Source organism: Cupriavidus plantarum (assembly GCF_905397285.1).
Taxonomy (GTDB): Bacteria; Pseudomonadota; Gammaproteobacteria; order Burkholderiales; family Burkholderiaceae; genus Cupriavidus; species Cupriavidus plantarum.
This window is the reverse complement of the sequence record NZ_CAJPUX010000006.1, coordinates 274411-291566: the sequence shown is the minus strand read 5'-3', so window position 1 is coordinate 291566 and position 17156 is coordinate 274411. Positions and strand designations below refer to the sequence as shown.

Below are 17156 nucleotides of genomic sequence, written 5' to 3'. Positions count from 1 at the left end.
TTTAAGAACTATCGGCCTTTGCGTTCGCCGCTCTGCTGCGGAATTGGCACAGGCAAAAAAAAAGCGACCCTTATCAAGGTCGCCTTTTTTCATTAATCGTGTCACTACTTTTTCAGTAACTTGGCACAGTTTTTTCACTATCCATGTCACCCGACACCAGCAGAACATCAAACATCAATATTCCGCGCCACCAACGCATTGCTTTCAATGAAATTCCGACGCGGTTCTACCTCGTCGCCCATCAGCGTCGTGAAGATCTGGTCCGCGGCGATGGCGTCTTCGATCTGGACCTTTAGCAGGCGGCGTTGCGTCACGTCCAGCGTCGTTTCGAACAGCTGCTCGGGGTTCATTTCGCCGAGGCCCTTGTAGCGTTGGCGCGTGACGCCGCGTTCGGCTTCGCCCAGGAGCCATTGCATGGCCTGGTGGAAGTCGGACACGGTCTGGTCGCGTTGTTTTTCGCCTTCGCCGCGCTTGACCTTCGTGCCTTCGGGGATCAGGCCCTGGAACGTTGCCGCGGCCTTGGCCAGGGCTTCGTAGTCGGCGCCGTGGACGAAGTCCGCGTCGAGGTGCGACAGGCGGACGTTGCCGTGGTGGCGGCGCGCGATCATCAGGCGGTGCTTGTCGGACTTTTCGTCGAACTGTGCGTACACGTCGGCGGTGCCATCGTCGTTGACGGCGGCGCCCAGTAACGTCTTGGCGTGCATTTCGGCGAGCTTGGCCTTGAGGGCCACGGCCGAGGCTTCCGCTGCCGCGGCGCTGTCGAGGTCGAGCGTCACGCCGTCCGCGATCGCGCGCAGCGCGTCGCTATCCACGATGCGCGACAGGCGGCTGATCACGCCTTCCGTCAGCTGATACTGGCGGGCGAGCTCGGTCAGCGCGTCGCCGTTGATCTCGCTGCCGTCCGGACGCACCAGCGACGCCTTCTCCATCGCCAGCTTCAGCAGATATGCATTCAGCTCGTTGTCGTCCTTGATGTAGCGCTCTTCCTTGCCATGCTTGATCTTGTAGAGCGGCGGCTGCGCGATGTACACGTAGCCACGCTCGATGATGTCCGGCATCTGGCGATAGAAGAACGTCAGCAGCAGCGTGCGGATGTGCGAGCCATCCACGTCCGCATCGGTCATGATGATGATGCGGTGGTAACGCAGCTTCTCGAGGTTGTAGTCGTCCTTGCCGATGCCCGTGCCCAGCGCGGTGATCAGCGTCAGCACTTCCTGGCTCGACAGCATCTTGTCGAAACGCGCGCGCTCCACGTTCAGGATCTTGCCCTTCAGCGGCAGAATCGCCTGGAACTTGCGGTCGCGGCCCTGCTTGGCCGAGCCGCCTGCGGAGTCACCCTCCACCAGGAACAGTTCGGACAGCGCCGGATCGCGTTCCTGGCAGTCCGCCAGCTTGCCCGGCAGGCCCATGCCGTCGAACGCGCCCTTGCGTCGCGTCATCTCGCGCGCCTTGCGCGCGGCTTCCCGCGCGCGCGCCGCATCGACGATCTTGCCGCAGATGATCTTCGCATCGGTCGGCGTTTCCAGCAGGAAGTCCGTCAGCGCCTTGCTCACGAGTTCTTCCACCGGCAGACGCACTTCCGACGACACCAGCTTGTCCTTGGTCTGCGAACTGAACTTCGGCTCCGGCACCTTCACCGACAGCACGCACGACAGGCCTTCACGCATGTCGTCGCCCGAGGTCTCCACCTTGGCCTTCTTGGCGATCTCGTTCTCTTCGATGTACTTGTTGATCACGCGCGTCATCGCCGCGCGCAGACCCGTCAGGTGGGTACCGCCATCGCGCTGCGGAATGTTGTTCGTGAAGCAGAGCACCTGCTCGTTGTAGCCGTCGTTCCATTGCATCGCCACTTCCACGGCGATGCCATCCTTCTCCGCGTTCGCGTAGAAGATGTTCGGATGCAGCACGGTCTTCGCGCGGTTGATGTACTCGACGAAACCCTTCACGCCGCCCGAGAACGCAAAGTCCTCTTCCTTGCCCGTGCGCTGGTCCGTGAGCTTGATGTGCACGCCATTGTTCAGGAACGAGAGTTCGCGAATGCGCTTGGACAGCACCTCGTAGTGGAACTCGACGTTCGTGAAGATCTCCTCGTCGGCGAGGAAGTGCACCTCTGTGCCACGCTTGTCGGTCGCGCCGACAATCTTCATCGGCGACACTTCCACGGGCTGGCCGTCCGGGCCTTCCACGGTCTCGACGATGCGGTTCTGCACTTCACCGCGCGCGAACTCGATCAGGTTGACCTGGCCATCGCGGCGCACGGTCAGTCGCAGCCACTTGGAGAGCGCGTTCACGCAGGACACGCCCACGCCGTGCAGGCCGCCCGATACCTTGTAGCTGTTCTGGTTGAACTTGCCGCCGGCATGCAGCTCGGTCATCGCGATTTCCGCGGCGCTGCGCTTCGGTTCGTGCTTGTCGTCGAACTTCACGGCCGGCGGAATGCCGCGGCCGTTATCGACGATCGAAATCGAGTTGTCGCTGTGGATCGTCACCGAGATCTCGGTGCAGTAGCCGGCCAACGCTTCGTCGATCGAGTTGTCCAGCACCTCGAACACGAGGTGGTGCAGACCGGTGCCGTCGGACGTATCGCCGATATACATGCCCGGTCGCTTGCGTACCGCCTCCAGGCCTTCCAGGATCTGGATCGAAGAGGCTCCGTAGGTGTTTTCCTGTTGCGGTTTCTGCTGTTCGGTCATGTTTTCCTACTCACGGCAAATGCGGCGCTCGACGTGCAACGCCAAGGTGGCGCGCCCGGTCGTTCCGCAATAGCGGGTTACTAAAAACGGCAAAAGGGGCGGATCGGCGGGATCCTGCCCCTGAGTGCTGCGTATCTTGTCGTCCTGTTCCGGAGTATCAGATGCGCATCGGCATGACGACGTACTTGAAGTTGTCGTCGTCCGGCACGGTGATCAGCGCACTCGAATTCGAGTCGCCGAGGCTGACCTGTACCTGCTCGCTCTTGAGGTTGCCCAGCACGTCAAGCAGATAGGTCACGTTGAACCCGATGTCGAGCGCATCGCCCGAGTAATCGAGTTCCAGCTCTTCCTGCGCCTCTTCCTGATCGGCGTTGGTGGAGCTGATCTTCAGCGTGTGCGTATCGAGAATGCAGCGCACGCCCTTGAACTTGTCGGTCGTCAGGATCGCGGTACGCTGCAGCGCCTGCTGCAGACGGACACGGTCGATCGCGAACGCATTCTTGTAGCCCTTCGGAATCACGCGCTGGAAGTCCGGGAACTTGCCTTCCACGAGCTTCGAGATCAGTTCGATGTTCGCGAAGCTGAATTTCACCTGGTTCGCGGCCAGCTGCACCTGCACGGGATCGTCGGTGTCCTCGAGCAGGCGTTGCAGTTCGAGGATCGTCTTGCGCGGGATGATGACTTCCTGACGCGAACCGCCACCGGTGGCTTCGGTCTCCAGCTCCACGCCGCAGTAGGCCAGACGGTGACCGTCAGTCGCAACGGCCATCACCTTCTTGCCATCGACCACGAGCAGCATGCCGTTCAGGTAATAGCGGATGTCCTGCTGCGCCATCGCGAAATGGACCATCGCCAGCAGGTGCTTGAACGTCTTCTGCGGCAGGCTCACGCTCGCGTTGAACTCGCTCGCTTCCGCCACGGTCGGGAATTCCTCGGCCGCCAGCGTCTGCAGCGCAAAGCGGCTCTTGCCCGATTGCACGGTCATGCGCTTGTCGTTCAGCGACAGCGCGACGTCGCCGTCGGGCATCGCGCGCAGGATGTCGAGCAGCTTGCGCGCCGCCACGGTCGTGGCCACGTCGTCGCTGCCGACGCCGCATTCCGCGTGCGTGGTGATCTGAATCTCGATGTCGGTCGACAGGAAGGAAACGTTCGAGCCGGACTTGCGAATCAGCAGGTTGGCCAGGATCGGGAGGGTGTGGCGGCGCTCCACGATGCCGCTCACGATTTGCAGCGGACGCAGCAGATTGTCTCGCGAGGTTTTGACCAATTGCATTGAATTTATCCTTCGTCGTTTGTCGTCAGCTCGACCGCAGAATGCGCAAACTCCAAATCGATTCAAATTCACTTATGAATCAAGGAGTTAATGTTGCATTGTACCAAGGATAAGCCGCTGCGGTGAAGCGGGGCGGTTCCGGCAAGCGGCGCGTGTGTGCCCAAAAAGCCACGGCGCGCCCGTCCGCCTTGCAGAACCGTCCCGACTCACCGCAAAGCCTTATCTGAGGCCAATTTCCCGCGGTACAACCGGTTGATCCAGACGCCCGTTTGCCGCCGGGCGCGTAGCCAGTAGTATGCCAGCCCGGCAAGGCCGGCTTGTAAAATCGTCATTCGACGATGAGCGGACGCCGATTCACATCGGCGCCATGCCATCGTGGCACCAGCGGTCAGCCCTTGAGCGTCTGCTCGAGCACGTGCAACTCATGGTTGAGCTGCGCGTCCTTGCTACGCTCGTCGGCGATCTTGCGCACCGCATGCAGCACCGTCGTGTGATCGCGTCCGCCGAACAGCTCGCCGATTTCGGGCAGGCTCTTCTGCGTGAGTTCCTTCGCCAGGTACATCGCGATCTGCCGCGGCCGGGCAATATTCGCCGGCCGCTTTTTCGAGTACATGTCGGCGACCTTGATGTTGTAGAAATCGGCGCAGGTCTTCTGGATGTTCTCGACGGAGATCTGGCGGTTCTGCACGGTCAGCAGGTCCTTCAGCGCTTCGCGCGTGACCTCGATCGTGATGTCCTTGCCGTGGAAGTTCGAGAACGCGAGGATCTTGCGCAGGGCGCCCTCGAGTTCGCGCACGTTGGAGCGCAGATGCTTGGCGACGAAGAATGCGACCTCTTCCGGCACGCTCACGTTCTCCGCGGCGGCCTTCTTCATCAGGATCGCGACGCGCATCTCGAGTTCGGGCGGCTCGATGGCCACGGTCAGGCCCGAGTCGAAACGCGAGATGAGCCGGTCGTCGATCCCAGTGATTTCCTTCGGATAGGTATCGCTGGTGATGATCACCTGCGCACGGTTCGCGATCAGCGCCTCGAACGCGTAGAAGAACTCTTCCTGCGTGCGGTTCTTGCCGGAGAAGAACTGAATATCGTCGATCAGCAGCAGGTCGAGCGAATGGTAGTAGCGCTTGAACTCATCGAACGCTTTTCGCTGATAAGCCTTCACCACGTCGGAAACGTACTGCTCGGCATGGATGTAGCGGATGCGCGCGCGCGGGTTCTCCATCAGCATGAAATTGCCGATGGCATGGATCAAGTGCGTCTTGCCGAGGCCCACGCCGCCGTACAGGTACAGCGGGTTGTAGGACTTGCCGGGGTTGTTCGCCACCTGGATCGCGGCGGCGCGCGCGAGCTGGTTCGCCTTGCCGGTCACGAAGTTGTCGAACGTGAGGATCGGGTTCAGGCGCGAACGCTCATGGACCGTGTCGCTCTGCTGCGGCTGCGCGGGCTGTTGCTGCGGCACGCGGTACGAACGCGCGCTGGCCTCGGCCGGATCCATCTGGGCGACGTCGATCTCGCCCATGTCCGGCACGTGGTTGCCCTGCAACGGGTGGCCCGAGGCAGCGCCGCGGCCGGCGTGCGACGGGTGCGCGCCCGCATGATTCACCGGGGTCGGGTAGGGCGTCTGGGCGGGCGGCTGGGCCGGGTAGTCGAAGCCGCCCGGCGGCTGGTTGCCGTACTGCTGCCCGCCAAACCCCTGCGAGGGCACATGCTGGGCGGCATGCGACGGATGCTGGCCGTGGACGGACTGGCCTGCTACCGGCGACTGCGGATACGTACCCGGTGCTGCGCCATCGGGGCCGGCGCCCTGGGCGCCAGGCGCCATATAGGCGGCCGCGCGCCCCGAGGCGGCGGGATCGAGGACGAAGTGAACGCTGACCTGCGCTTCCCAGTACTCGCACGCGAGGGCCGTGATACGGCCCGAGAATTGGCTCTTGACCCAGTCCAGCTTGAAGCGGTTGGGCGCGGCGATTCTGAGCGCGTGCGCCTCCTCGTCGAAGGCGACGGGCGCCAACGGCTTGATCCAGGTCTTGAACTGTTGCGGCGTCAGTTCGCGCTCGAGTTGCGCGGCTGCCGCCTGCCAGAAATCTTGCATGTGTTCTTGTTGAGTGACCGTACCAGGCGGCTCGGTCGAGCCTCCCGGATACAGCACGAGCGCGGCGACGCCCTCTTCACAATCCGGCCTCGCGCATGGCTCCGATCCGCGTGATCGGGTCAAGACGGCGATACCGCGCCCACGATGCGCGGCGAGGGCATCAGGGGAAGCGGTATACCGATGGCAGAGGACCGGGTTGTACGTGCGCCACGCAGCCCGTGTAGTAGTTGGACCGGGATTGTACCCCCCGGCCCGAGTTATCCACAAAGGATAAGTCTGTGGACAACTTGTGCAAATTCAGTGGATTTGTGTGCACAAGTCGACTCGGCGCGGGTGGCGAAAGGCACGCTTGACGCTATTTTTCCTCGCCGCATCAATAACTTGATGGCGCTTTGATGGCCCCGTGGCCACCATCTGGGTCCATGCACGTTACCCACTGATAGGTGTGGACAATGGGCCGGAGGCGGCCGATTGGGACATGCGGTTTTGCAGGTTGCCCACATCGGTTTCCTTGACACTGCTGACGAAAATCGGTTAAATGGCGGGTTCTGCGATTCGGCAGGGGATCACGCGTGTCGTGCGGGACGTAAACCCCGTGATGGACTGCCCCCGATCCTTGCCAGTTTCCGCGTTGTTGGTCAGCGCGGATCGAGACTTCCTCAGCAGTAACTCGATATCGGCTTCGCGACTCCCGTCGTGCGCCAGCGCATCAACGCGCCGGGGCAAGGGAATGCGAACCCTAGTGCGAACCATACGCGGCGGCCACGGCGCCCGGCAGTGCCGGCGTCCGGATAGCCCGGATCAACCAGAGAGTGCAACATGAAACGTACTTACCAACCTTCCGTTACCCGCCGCAAGCGTACCCATGGCTTCCGCGTGCGCATGAAGACCCGTGGCGGCCGTGCCGTCATCAACGCTCGCCGCGCCAAGGGCCGCAAGCGCCTGGCAATCTGAGGGCCGGGCGACCGGCCTGAACGGCGAACCGGCGGTTGAGGCCTTCCCCGGAAGGCTCTCCGATCCGACGGATCCCGTTCTTGCCTACCGCCTCGCACTCAGGATGGCCGGGAGCGCAGCCGCCGGGCGCAGCTTTTCGCTAGCTTTGCACAGCGTGTCTACCCATGCCTTTCCCAAAGCCGCGAGGCTCACAAAGACGGATGAGTTTTCATCCGTTTTTGCTTTGCGGCCGCGCCGCCGCAGCCCGCACTTCGTGCTGTACGTACGGGCCAACGGCAGGGAAGAAGCACGCCTTGGCGTCGTGGTCGGCAAGAAGTTCGCGCCGCGCGCCGCCGAGCGCAATCTGGTGAAACGCATGGCCCGGGAACTGTTTCGGGGCCGGCAGGACCAACTCGCGGGCCGCGATGTGCTGTTGCGGCTGCAGACCAAATTCCCGCGTACCGAGTTCGCAAGCCGGGCGGCCATCCGCCGGGCCTGCAGCGCGGAGATCGCGAGCCTGCTCGAAGTCGCCGCGAGGCCGTTACCGGCGGCGCCCGCCTGATGCCGACACCATGAAGCGAATCCTGCTTGCCCTGCTGCGAATCTACAAGATCGCGCTCAGTCCGTACCTGGGCTCGCAGTGCCGCTTCCTGCCGACATGTTCCGAATACGCGCGCGATGCCGTCACCCTGCACGGCGCCGCACGCGGAAGCTGGATGGCCGCTTGCCGGCTCTGCCGTTGTCATCCTTTCGCACAGGGCGGGTATGATCCCGTGCCCGAGCCCCGAAACATGGGGAGCGCCCAGGCGCCCCGTACGAGCGCCGCGCCAGGCCAGCCGCCTGTCACGATCCGGCTCCCCAGACCCTGAATCCCTCCGACCATAGCGAGACATGGATATCAAACGCACCATCCTGTGGGTCATCTTCTCGATGTCCCTCGTGCTGCTCTACGACAACTGGCAGCGGGCCAACGGCCACGCGTCGATGTTCTTCCCGAGCGCGACCACGCAGCAGGCGCCGGCCGGTGGCGCGAGCGACGCCGCGGCGCGCAACGACGTGCCGCAGGCCAATGCCGCCTCCGCGGCCGCCGGCGCACCGGGGGCTCCCGCGGCCGCCCCTGCGGCAGCGGCTCAGCCGACGGGCGAGAAGATCATCGTCACCACCGACGAGGTGCGTGCCGAGATCGATACGGCCGGTGGCATCCTGTCCCGCCTGGAACTGCTCAACGAGAAGGAAAAGGACGGCAAGCCCGTCGTGCTGCTCGAGCGTGACGCCACGCGTACCTACCTCGCGCGTTCGGGCCTGATCGGCGGCGACCTGCCGAACCACACGACCATCTTCACGGCGGCCCCGGGCCCGCGCTCGCTGGACGGCGGCGACAAGGTCAGCGTCGTGCTGACGGCGGAGAAGAACGGCACCAAGTTCGTCAAGACGTACACGTTCCACAAGGGCAGCTATGTCGTGGACACGCAGTTCGCCGTGACCAACGACGGCACCGCCCCGATCTCGCCGACGCTGTATCTGGAACTCGCGCGCGACGGCAGCAAGGTCGAGCAGTCGCAGTTCTACAGCACTTTCACCGGCCCGGCCATCTACACGGACGCGGACAAGTACCACAAGATCTCGTTCGAGGACATCGCCAAGGGCAAGGCAACGGTGCCGGGCGCGACCAACAGCGGCTGGGTCGCGATGGTGCAGCACTACTTTGCCTCCGCGTGGATTCCGCAGACGGGCAAGGAACACTCGTTCTACGTCGAGAAGATCGACAACAACCTGTACCGCGTCGGTATCCAGCAGCCGCTAGGCCAGATCGCGCCGGGTGCGACGGTCACGACCGACGCGCGCCTGTTCGCCGGTCCGCAGGAAGAGCGCATGCTCGAGCAGATCACGCCGGGCCTGGAACTCGTGAAGGACTATGGCTGGCTGACGATTCTGGCCAAGCCGCTGTTCTGGCTGCTGGAGAAGCTGCACGGCCTCCTCGGCAACTGGGGCTGGTCGATCATCGCGCTGACCGTGCTGATCAAGCTCGTCTTCTTCCCGCTGTCCGCGGCCAGCTACAAGTCCATGGGCAAGATGAAGGACCTGCAGCCGCGCATGACCGCCATGCGTGAACGCTACAAGGGCGATCCGCAGAAGATGAACCAGGAGATGATGGCGCTGTACCGCACCGAGAAGGTCAATCCGCTCGGCGGCTGCCTGCCCATCGTGATCCAGATTCCGGTGTTCATCGCGCTGTACTGGGTGCTGCTGTCGTCTGTGGAGATGCGTGGCGCGCCGTGGCTGGGCTGGATCCACGATCTGTCGGTGCCGGATCCGTTCTACATCCTGCCGATCGTGATGGCCGTGTCGATGTTCGTGCAGACCAAGCTGAACCCGACCCCGCCGGATCCCGTGCAGGCGAAGGTCATGATGATCATGCCGCTGGTGTTCTCATTCATGTTCTTCTTCTTCCCGGCCGGCCTCGTGCTGTACTGGGTCGTGAACAACATCCTGTCGATCGCCCAGCAATGGCAGATCAACCGCATGCTCGGCAAGGGCAAGGCGGCCGCGGCGGCCAAGGGCTGATCGTCTCCCGATCTCCCTTCGCACGCGCGATACGAAAAACCCGGCTTCGGCCGGGTTTTTTCTTTGGTGGACAGCAGGCGTATCCTTGCATTCGATCCCACGATAACGAGGAGCCGTCATGACCTGGTCCGCCCGGCAGTACACGCAATTCGAAGACGAACGCACGCGACCCGTGCGGGACCTCGTGGGGGCGATTCCCACGCAGGATGCGAAGCGCGTCGTCGATATCGGCTGCGGACCGGGGAACTCCACCGAGGTCCTTGCGGCGCGCTATCCCGAGGCCGAGGCGATCGGCCTCGACAGCGATGCCGACATGATCGCGGCCGCGCGCAAGCGGCTGCCCGCGCTGCGTTTCGATCAGGCCGACATCACGGACTGGCACGACGACGGTCCCTACGACGCGATCCTCGCCAATGCGGTGCTGCAATGGGTGCCCGACCATGCGACGCTGCTGCCGTCGTTGATCCGCAAGCTCGCGCCGGGCGGCAGTCTCGCGGTACAGATGCCGGACAACCTCAACGAGGCGCCGCACCTGTTGATGCGCGAGACGGCGCTCGAGGGACCGTGGGCGGTCAAGCTCACCGCTGCCGCGGATGCACGCACGCCGCTGGCGTCCGAGCGCTGGTACTACGAACTGCTGAAGCCGCTTTGCACGCGCGTCGATATCTGGCGCACGATCTATCAGCATCCGCTCGCGGGCGGCGCGGCGGCGGTTGTCGAATGGTTCAAGGGCAGCGGTCTGCGGCCATTTCTTGCGCCGCTCGACGAGGCGGAACGCGCAGAGTATCTGCGCCGCTACGAAGCCAAGATCGCCGCGGCGATGCCGGCGCTGGCCGACGGCACGGTGCTACTGCCGTTCCCGCGCGTGTTCCTCGTGGCCACCCGATAAGGCGCAAACCCGCGCAAACCCACGCAAAACCCGCGCAACCCGGCGCATGTCGCGTCGCAACAGGCGGCTCGTGTACTGCGGGCACGTGCCCGATCGCCTACACTGGAATCGTCTCCCACCCGCGTCAGACGACCAGTCCGACGACATTTTCACCATGGCGGAGCGCAAACGATCCCGTCGTTCGCGACGCGGTCTCCGACGCAAGATGACGCCGTCGGCCGCCTTCGTGTCGCTGGCCGATGCGGGGCTATGCACGGTGCTGGCGCGCGTCGACGCGGTGCTCGACGGATCGGCTTCTGCCGAGGACGTCGAGGCCATCCACGAGCTGCGCGTGGGCGTGCGGCATCTGCGCGCGATCTTGTGGGCGTTTCAGCCGGTCCTCTCCGATGGCACGGCGACGCGCTGGAAGACGGTGCTGCGCGATACCGCCGAAGCCTGCGGCGAGACGCGCGACTGGGACGTATTCCTTGCCGAGACGCTGGAGCCCGCGCTCGCGCGCGAGCCGGGCCATCCGGTACTGATGGCGTTGCGCGCGTCCGCGCGGGCGCGGCGCGAGGCGGCGCATGCGGACATGATGACGAAATTGTCACGTGACATGCGTGCACGGCTCGGTACGCTTGAGCAGGACGTGCGGCATATGGCGCGGCATATGGCGAGACATGCGGCCCTATCGCGCAGTGCGGGTAACGCCGACGCGGCCGAGCGCCTCGATGCGTTTGCGCAGCGCCGGGTACGCAAGGCGCGCCGCCGCGTGCGCGCGCTTGCGCGGGCCGCGCGCGATGGCAAGACCGAACATGTGCATCGCCTGCGCATCGGCAATAAGCGACTGCGTTACGCGATCGAGGCGCTGGCGGACGTGCTGCCATCGAAGCTCCGCAAGCGGCTGCACAAGAAGCTCGTGCGCCGGCAGACCGCGCTCGGCGCGGTGGTCGACGATGCCGTGGCGCGACGACTGCTCTGCGCGTGCCTGGTCAGCGACTGAATACTGCCCGGCACGCGCCGGAGGAACGCGTGGCGACTGCCTCACGACCGCCTCACGACTGACTCATCATAGTTCGGCGACCGCCTGACCCGCACCCGGACGATCTGCGAAAATACGGCCCATGACTGCTCCTCTGCTTCCCATTGCCGCCATCGCCACCGCGCCCGGACGCGGCGGTATCGGTGTCGTGCGCGTGTCCGGCCCGGATGTCGTGTCCATCGCGCGCGCGGTTTGCGGCCAGACGCTCAAGCCGCGCCATGCCACGTATCTGCCGTTCCTCGACGCGCGCGGCGGTGTCATCGATCATGGCCTCGCGCTGTACTTCCCCGCGCCGCATTCCTATACGGGCGAAGAGGTGCTCGAACTGCAGGGCCATGGCGGCCCCGTGGTCATGCAGATGCTGCTCGCGCGGTGCCTCGAGGCGGGACGCGATATCGGCCTGCGGCTTGCAGAGCCCGGCGAGTTCACGCGCCGCGCATTTCTCAACGACAAGCTCGACCTCGCGCAGGCGGAAGCCGTCGCGGACCTGATCGAGGCGAGCACGGAGGCCGCTGCAAGATCGGCGGCGCGCTCGATGGAGGGCGTGTTCTCGCAGGCGATCCACACGCTCGTGGAGAAAGTCATTCACCTGCGCATGCTCGTGGAGGCCACGCTCGATTTCCCGGAAGAGGAAATCGACTTCCTCGAAGCCTCGGACGCGCGCGGTCAGCTCGCGGCGATTCGCGAATCGCTGAAGGGCGTGCTCAAGCAGGCGAAGCAGGGCGCATTGCTGCGCGAAGGATTGTCGGTGGTACTCGCGGGTCAGCCGAACGTCGGCAAGTCGTCGCTGCTCAACGCGCTGGCGGGCGCGGAGCTCGCGATCGTGACGCCCATTGCGGGGACTACGCGCGATCGCGTGCGGGAGACCATTCAGATCGAAGGCATCCCGCTCCATATCATCGACACCGCGGGTCTGCGCGAGGACGCGGCGGACGAGGTCGAGCGCATCGGCATCGAGCGCACGTGGGAAGCGATCGGACGCGCGGACGTCGTGCTGCATCTCGTCGACGCGACGGACTATCTGGAGAACGGCCTGTCCGAGATCGACGATGCGATCGACGACCGGCTCAGCGGCCACCTGCCGCCGGGTTCGCCGATCGTGCGCGTCGTCAACAAGATCGACACGGCGCCGGCGGCCAGCGACACGATGTTCGGCGGCAACCGTCCGCATGTGGTGGCCGCGAACGGCCCCAATCCCACGGAAATCTGGATCTCCGCGCGCACGGGCGCGGGCATCGACCTCATGCGCCGCGAGCTGCTGCGCATCGTCGGCTGGCAGTCGGGCAGCGAGGGCACCTTCCTCGCCCGCGAGCGTCACCTCACCGCGTTGCGCTGCGCCCAGTCGCACCTCGACTGCGCGGCCGAACGGGCGGACCAGCAGGCGCAGGCGCTGGACCTGTTCGCGGAGGAACTGCGGCTCGCGCAGGAACACCTGAACAGCATCACGGGCGAGTTTACGAGCGACGACCTGCTCGGGACGATTTTTACGCGATTTTGTATTGGGAAGTGAGTGGCTACGGCGTGCCTTAGCCCCGCTTGCCCTCCGCATACAACGCCAGCACATCCGCGATCGCGCGATTGCATGGCGTGGGCACGCCTAGCTCGCTGCCATAGGCGGCCACGCCACCGCTGAGCCACGGTACTTCCAGACGGTTGCCGCGCTGGAGGTCGTGGTGCATGGACGACGTCATGTCCGGTGGCAAGGTGTCCGCGAAGGCAAGACGGTCGTCGGCAAACGATTCGGCCAGGGCAACGCCCTTCGCGCGGCCCACCGCGACGACCTCGCGCATGACGTCGTGGAGGAATGCGCGCGTCTGCGCATTCGCGCGGATTGGACCGATGGGCTGGCGCATGCTCGACGTCGTGCCCGACAGGCCGACCAGGAACACAAACTTTTCCCAGATCGCGCGCGTGATGTCTTCGCTGATGTCCGCCTGAAAGCCCGCCTTCACGCACGCCGCATGGAACGCCTTCACGCGCGGGCTCTGGCTGCGGTCGAACTCGCCGAACACGAGGCGCTGCATCGCGCCCTTGTATTCGACGATGCCGGGCTCGGCAATCACCGACGCGATGTAGCTCACACCGCCGAAGATCGCTTCCGCGGGCAGGTGCCGGCGCAGGATCTCGTCCTTGTGCACGCCGTTCTGGAAGGACACCACCGCCGCGCCGCCATCCACCAGCCGCCTGAGGGTCGGCGCCAGCGCCTCGGTGTCCCAAAGCTTGACCGCGATCATGATCAGGTCGGCTTGCGGTATCTGGCTAACGTCCTCCACAGCGCGCACATCACGCAGATGCAGATCGTCGCCGCCCGCGCCCCCCGCACCACGCGCGCTCTGGATACGCAGGCCATGGTCGCGCATGGCGCGCAGATGGTTGCCGCGCGCGACAAACGTCACGTCGCATCCGGCGGCGGCCAGTTTCGCCCCGAAAAACCCGCCCACGCCGCCGGCGCCGATCACCGCAATCTTCATGGTGTCTCTCCACAGTGTCTGGTGTGGGGAGACTATACTGCGCCGCCGCGCTTATTGCTGGCGCTGGTGCGCCTCGTACACCTGCAGATGGCAATACGCCGCCTGCGCGATCGGCGCGTCCTGACCGAAGCCCACCGCGCGGCGCACGAGGTCGCCGACCACGTCATCCGCTTCGAGCCGCGGCGCGCCATTGGCGATATCGCGCGCCATCGAGGCCATCCAGTCGAGGTTCTCGTCGAGCAGCCGTGCCTCCATCTGCGCCACCACCGCCGCGGGAATCGGGAAGCCCTCGGCTTCGGCCACGGCAAGGCTCTCCGTCATCGCGCGGCGCATCAACGCCTTGCCATCCTGCGTGCGGGCGATATCCCCGACGGTGCCGCGCATGAGGCAGGTCATCAGCGCGGCCGTCGCGATATGGATCCATTTGTTCCACAGCGCCTGCCCGATGTTGTCGGAGAGGCTGCGCGTGCCCGGCGTGGTACGAATGAGCGCGTGGAATGCCTCGGCCGCATCCTGCTGCGCGGCGTCGCGGGCGCCGACGATCACGATGTCGAGTTTGCCGTAATGCACGATCGATCCGTCGCTATCGAGCATGGTCGCGATCTGCGATACGCCGCCCATCACGTGCGCGCGGCCGAAGCGCGCGTCCAGCCGCTCGTACACGGAGACGCCATTGAGGAACGGCAGGATGCGCGTCCGCGGGCCAATCGCGGGCGCGATGGCCTCCATCGCGGAGGCGAGGTCGTAGCCCTTGCAGGCGAGCAGTACGAGGTCATAGGCCACATCGGATGCGCGTACGCCTGCATCGTCCACGCAACGCACGGGCTGCCGGAACTCGCCAAGCTCGCTGCGCACCACGAGGCCGTCCGCCGCCAGCCGCGCAGCGCGTCCGGGCCGGACGAGGAACGTGACGTCGGCGCCCGCTTCGATCAGGCGTGCACCGTAATAGCCGCCGATGGCGCCCGCGCCCAAAACCAGAATTTTCATGATGTCCGTCTCCTCGATATGGGATCGTGGAAATAATACATGATGATCAACTTCTATACAGGGCGCATTGACATCGGGACCGTGAGCGCCGACCATCGGGCCATTCAGGTTTGAAGCAGGAGTGACCAGATGCCACGGGTATCGAAGGCGGAAGCGGAGCAGAACCGTGCCAATATCGAACAGGTGTCCGCCCGCCTGTTCCGCGAGCAGGGCTTCCACGGCGTCAGCGTGTCGGATCTGATGTCGGCGGCCGGCCTCACGCACGGCGGCTTCTATGGGCATTTCGCGTCGAAGGATGCGCTCGCCGCCATCGCATGCGCGCGCGCGTTCGAGGAATCGACCGACCGGTGGCGCAAGCGCATCGACAGCGCGCCGGACCGCGCCACCGCGCTCACGACGCTGATCGACAGCTACCTTTCCGCTCGCAGCCGCAACGCCATGGGGACAGGCTGCCCGATTGCCGCGCTGGCCAACGACGTGGCCCGCGAGGCCGACGACAAGCCTGTGCACGAAGCCTTCGTCGAGGGCTTCACGGCGCAGCTGGCGCTGCTGGAGGAGGTTCAGCCTGCCGAGGACCCGGGCCAGCGGCATACCGATGCCCTCGCCCAGATGGCGATGCTCGTTGGCGCGCTGGTGCTCGCACGCGCCACGCGAGGGCATGCGCTCTCCAACGAGGTGCTGGCCGCGGCGCGGGCCCACCTGCCGGGGGCAGACGCGCCGGCTTGAGTGCGGCTCGAGTGCGGCTCGAGTGCGGCTTAGGGGCGTAAAGGCGCGCGGGCGCGGGCGCGCGCGATGGGCGCCCGGCTGGAACCGCGCTGGAACCGCGCTGGAACCGCGCTGGAACCGTTTACACTGGCGGTCTTCGCCATTCCGCCCAAGCAGGTTTTCCCGATGTTGAGTCGCGTCCGCCAGACCCTGATTGCCGTCATCGCTGTCGTCGTCCTCGGCATGCTGTGGTTTGTCGGCAATGAGAAGAACGATGACAGCACCCCGGCCGTAGCCCCGGATACCGACGCTGCCGTGCCCGCCGACGCGCCCGCCAGCCTGCCGCGCGGCATCCCGCGCAACGGCACGCTCGACCCCATCAGCATCGATCCCGCGCGGCCCGCCGACCGGCTGCCTGAGTACCAGGCCGATGCCATCCTGAACGATTACCGCGACAACACCGGCGCGGCGGACGACCGCTATCGCGGCCAGTACTTCATCGTCGAGGGCATCGCGAGCGGCGTGCGCCGGGAAGGCAGCGACGTATTTCTCGAGATTCGTACCAACGATTACGGCCATGTCGTCCGCGCGAATCTGCTGCCACGGCAGATCTGCGGCCCGGGCACCCGCGCGTGCGAAGTGGAAGCGCGCGCGACCATGGTCCGGCGCGGCCAGAAGGTGGCCGTCGAATGCACGGGGGCGGGGCTGCTGAACGGCGATACGCCGCTACTCACGGACTGCCTGCTGCGCGGCGGCGCCAACTAGGGCGGGCGCTAGGGCGGGCACTGGGTCGAGCACTAGGGCAAGCGATTCCCGGCGGCGGGACTTTGCCGGGGGTTTTGGCCTCTGTTCGCGCGATTGAAAGGGGAGCGCTACGCCTAGAGTAAGTGGGCATGCTGCCGGCGGTGCGCTCGGCCGCGCCGACACGCTCCAGAACACCCGCCAGGACACCCCGATGAAACGCTCTCTTCTCGCTACCGCGCTGGCCCTGACCCTCAGCGCCTGCTCGACCTATGTGGCCGTCACGCCGGTCGACCGCCCCGACCAGTCGGATCCGCTGCTCGCCTTCCAGACGCCGTCGGGCGTGCCGCAATATCGCATCGACGGCTCGCGCGTGATCGGCGCGGACGGTACGCTGCTGTGCGTGATCGCCAATACGGCCAACGGCAACGCGTACCTGAGCGCGTTTCGCTCGTCGCTGCGCGCGCGCAACTTCGAAGTGAAGATGCTGCCGCCATATTCGTCGATCGCTTCGTGCCCCATCACGGTGACGTATGTAGTGCAGGAGCAGACGTACTGGGTGCCCTTCGTGAACTCCGCCGACATCACCGTGTATCGCAACGGTGAACGCGTGGGCAAGGCCGTGTACAACGCCAATCGCAGCTCGGGCGGCCTGAACTTCAGCAACCTCGTGCCGGCCGACCAGACCATCGAGATGCTCGTGGAACGCCTGTTCCCGGGTCTGAAGCCGCAGCCCGCGCCGCAGGCGACGGACGCGGCCGCGCCGCCGCCCGCCGTCTGACGGCT

General features: G+C 65.2%; 15 protein-coding genes. 10 read left to right on the top strand and 5 right to left on the bottom strand.

Annotated features, from left to right (window positions below):
• Positions 1-167: 167 nt before the first annotated feature.
• From gyrB to dnaA, 3 genes are all read right to left on the bottom strand, one after another.
• Entirely contained in the window at positions 168-2693 is a 2526-nt protein-coding gene (gene gyrB, locus KHP16_RS23780) for a DNA topoisomerase (ATP-hydrolyzing) subunit B (RefSeq protein ID WP_109582447.1), read from the bottom strand.
• A gap of 157 nt (positions 2694-2850) precedes the next feature.
• Positions 2851-3966, bottom strand: coding sequence for a DNA polymerase III subunit beta (gene dnaN / locus KHP16_RS23775; RefSeq protein ID WP_109582448.1), 1116 nt, complete (start codon positions 3964-3966; stop codon positions 2851-2853).
• A 388-nt stretch (positions 3967-4354) separates the two neighbouring features.
• Positions 4355-6058 (bottom strand): chromosomal replication initiator protein DnaA, encoded by a 1704-nt coding sequence (gene dnaA, locus KHP16_RS23770; RefSeq protein ID WP_109582449.1) that lies wholly within the window; start codon positions 6056-6058, stop codon positions 4355-4357.
• A gap of 819 nt (positions 6059-6877) precedes the next feature.
• On the opposite strand from dnaA, the gene rpmH reads away from it, so the two are divergent.
• The 7 genes from rpmH to mnmE all read left to right on the top strand — a co-directional run bounded on the left by rpmH (position 6878) and on the right by mnmE (position 12976).
• Entirely contained in the window at positions 6878-7012 is a 135-nt protein-coding gene (rpmH, locus tag KHP16_RS23765) for a 50S ribosomal protein L34 (protein ID WP_008650850.1), read from the top strand.
• A 154-nt stretch (positions 7013-7166) separates the two neighbouring features.
• On the top strand, positions 7167-7553 hold the full coding sequence (rnpA, locus tag KHP16_RS23760) for a ribonuclease P protein component (RefSeq protein ID WP_208648262.1): 387 nt from the start codon (positions 7167-7169) through the stop codon (positions 7551-7553).
• A 10-nt stretch (positions 7554-7563) separates the two neighbouring features.
• Positions 7564-7860, top strand: coding sequence for a membrane protein insertion efficiency factor YidD (gene yidD, locus KHP16_RS23755; protein WP_208648259.1), 297 nt, complete (start codon positions 7564-7566; stop codon positions 7858-7860).
• 22 nt (positions 7861-7882) lie between these two features.
• A complete protein-coding gene (yidC, locus tag KHP16_RS23750) occupies positions 7883-9556 on the top strand; it encodes a membrane protein insertase YidC (protein WP_109582452.1) in 1674 nt (557 codons plus the stop codon).
• A 118-nt stretch (positions 9557-9674) separates the two neighbouring features.
• On the top strand, positions 9675-10445 hold the full coding sequence (gene tam, locus KHP16_RS23745) for a trans-aconitate 2-methyltransferase (RefSeq protein WP_211961267.1): 771 nt from the start codon (positions 9675-9677) through the stop codon (positions 10443-10445).
• A gap of 205 nt (positions 10446-10650) precedes the next feature.
• Positions 10651-11427 carry a CHAD domain-containing protein gene (locus tag KHP16_RS23740; RefSeq protein ID WP_244835987.1) on the top strand — a complete coding sequence of 259 codons (777 nt, stop codon included), beginning with the start codon at positions 10651-10653 and terminating at the stop codon, positions 11425-11427.
• Between the two features lie 121 nt (positions 11428-11548).
• On the top strand, positions 11549-12976 hold the full coding sequence (gene mnmE, locus KHP16_RS23735; protein WP_109582455.1) for a tRNA uridine-5-carboxymethylaminomethyl(34) synthesis GTPase MnmE: 1428 nt from the start codon (positions 11549-11551) through the stop codon (positions 12974-12976).
• 16 nt (positions 12977-12992) lie between these two features.
• On the opposite strand, the gene KHP16_RS23730 is transcribed toward mnmE, so the two are convergent.
• The gene (locus KHP16_RS23730) at positions 12993-13937 is read right to left on the bottom strand and encodes a ketopantoate reductase family protein (RefSeq protein WP_211961265.1); all 945 of its coding nucleotides are present in this window, start codon (positions 13935-13937) and stop codon (positions 12993-12995) included.
• A gap of 51 nt (positions 13938-13988) precedes the next feature.
• On the bottom strand, positions 13989-14924 hold the full coding sequence (locus KHP16_RS23725) for a 2-dehydropantoate 2-reductase (RefSeq protein ID WP_115953964.1): 936 nt from the start codon (positions 14922-14924) through the stop codon (positions 13989-13991).
• Between the two features lie 129 nt (positions 14925-15053).
• Between KHP16_RS23725 and KHP16_RS23720 the strand changes: the two genes are divergently transcribed.
• From KHP16_RS23720 to KHP16_RS23710, 3 genes are all read left to right on the top strand, one after another.
• Positions 15054-15650, top strand: a complete 597-nt coding sequence (locus KHP16_RS23720; RefSeq protein WP_109582458.1) for a TetR/AcrR family transcriptional regulator — start codon at positions 15054-15056, stop codon at positions 15648-15650.
• Between the two features lie 165 nt (positions 15651-15815).
• Positions 15816-16394, top strand: a complete 579-nt coding sequence (locus KHP16_RS23715; RefSeq protein ID WP_115953965.1) for an OB-fold putative lipoprotein — start codon at positions 15816-15818, stop codon at positions 16392-16394.
• A gap of 190 nt (positions 16395-16584) precedes the next feature.
• The gene (locus KHP16_RS23710; protein ID WP_109582460.1) at positions 16585-17151 is read left to right on the top strand and encodes an Sbal_3080 family lipoprotein; all 567 of its coding nucleotides are present in this window, start codon (positions 16585-16587) and stop codon (positions 17149-17151) included.
• Positions 17152-17156 lie beyond the last annotated feature (5 nt).

Excerpts from the sequence above, each read along its gene's own strand:
- gyrB (WP_109582447.1), bottom strand. The coding sequence starts at position 2,693 with ATGACCGAACAGCAGAAACCGCAACAGGAAAACACCTACGGAGCCTCT.
- dnaN (WP_109582448.1), bottom strand. The coding sequence starts at position 3,966 with ATGCAATTGGTCAAAACCTCGCGAGACAATCTGCTGCGTCCGCTGCAA.
- dnaA (WP_109582449.1), bottom strand. The coding sequence starts at position 6,058 with ATGCAAGATTTCTGGCAGGCGGCAGCCGCGCAACTCGAGCGCGAACTG.
- rpmH (WP_008650850.1), top strand. The coding sequence starts at position 6,878 with ATGAAACGTACTTACCAACCTTCCGTTACCCGCCGCAAGCGTACCCAT.
- yidD (WP_208648259.1), top strand. The coding sequence starts at position 7,564 with ATGAAGCGAATCCTGCTTGCCCTGCTGCGAATCTACAAGATCGCGCTC.
- yidC (WP_109582452.1), top strand. The coding sequence starts at position 7,883 with ATGGATATCAAACGCACCATCCTGTGGGTCATCTTCTCGATGTCCCTC.
- tam (WP_211961267.1), top strand. The coding sequence starts at position 9,675 with ATGACCTGGTCCGCCCGGCAGTACACGCAATTCGAAGACGAACGCACG.
- KHP16_RS23740 (WP_244835987.1), top strand. The coding sequence starts at position 10,651 with ATGACGCCGTCGGCCGCCTTCGTGTCGCTGGCCGATGCGGGGCTATGC.
- mnmE (WP_109582455.1), top strand. The coding sequence starts at position 11,549 with ATGACTGCTCCTCTGCTTCCCATTGCCGCCATCGCCACCGCGCCCGGA.
- KHP16_RS23730 (WP_211961265.1), bottom strand. The coding sequence starts at position 13,937 with ATGAAGATTGCGGTGATCGGCGCCGGCGGCGTGGGCGGGTTTTTCGGG.
- KHP16_RS23725 (WP_115953964.1), bottom strand. The coding sequence starts at position 14,924 with ATGAAAATTCTGGTTTTGGGCGCGGGCGCCATCGGCGGCTATTACGGT.
- KHP16_RS23720 (WP_109582458.1), top strand. The coding sequence starts at position 15,054 with ATGCCACGGGTATCGAAGGCGGAAGCGGAGCAGAACCGTGCCAATATC.
- KHP16_RS23715 (WP_115953965.1), top strand. The coding sequence starts at position 15,816 with ATGTTGAGTCGCGTCCGCCAGACCCTGATTGCCGTCATCGCTGTCGTC.
- KHP16_RS23710 (WP_109582460.1), top strand. The coding sequence starts at position 16,585 with ATGAAACGCTCTCTTCTCGCTACCGCGCTGGCCCTGACCCTCAGCGCC.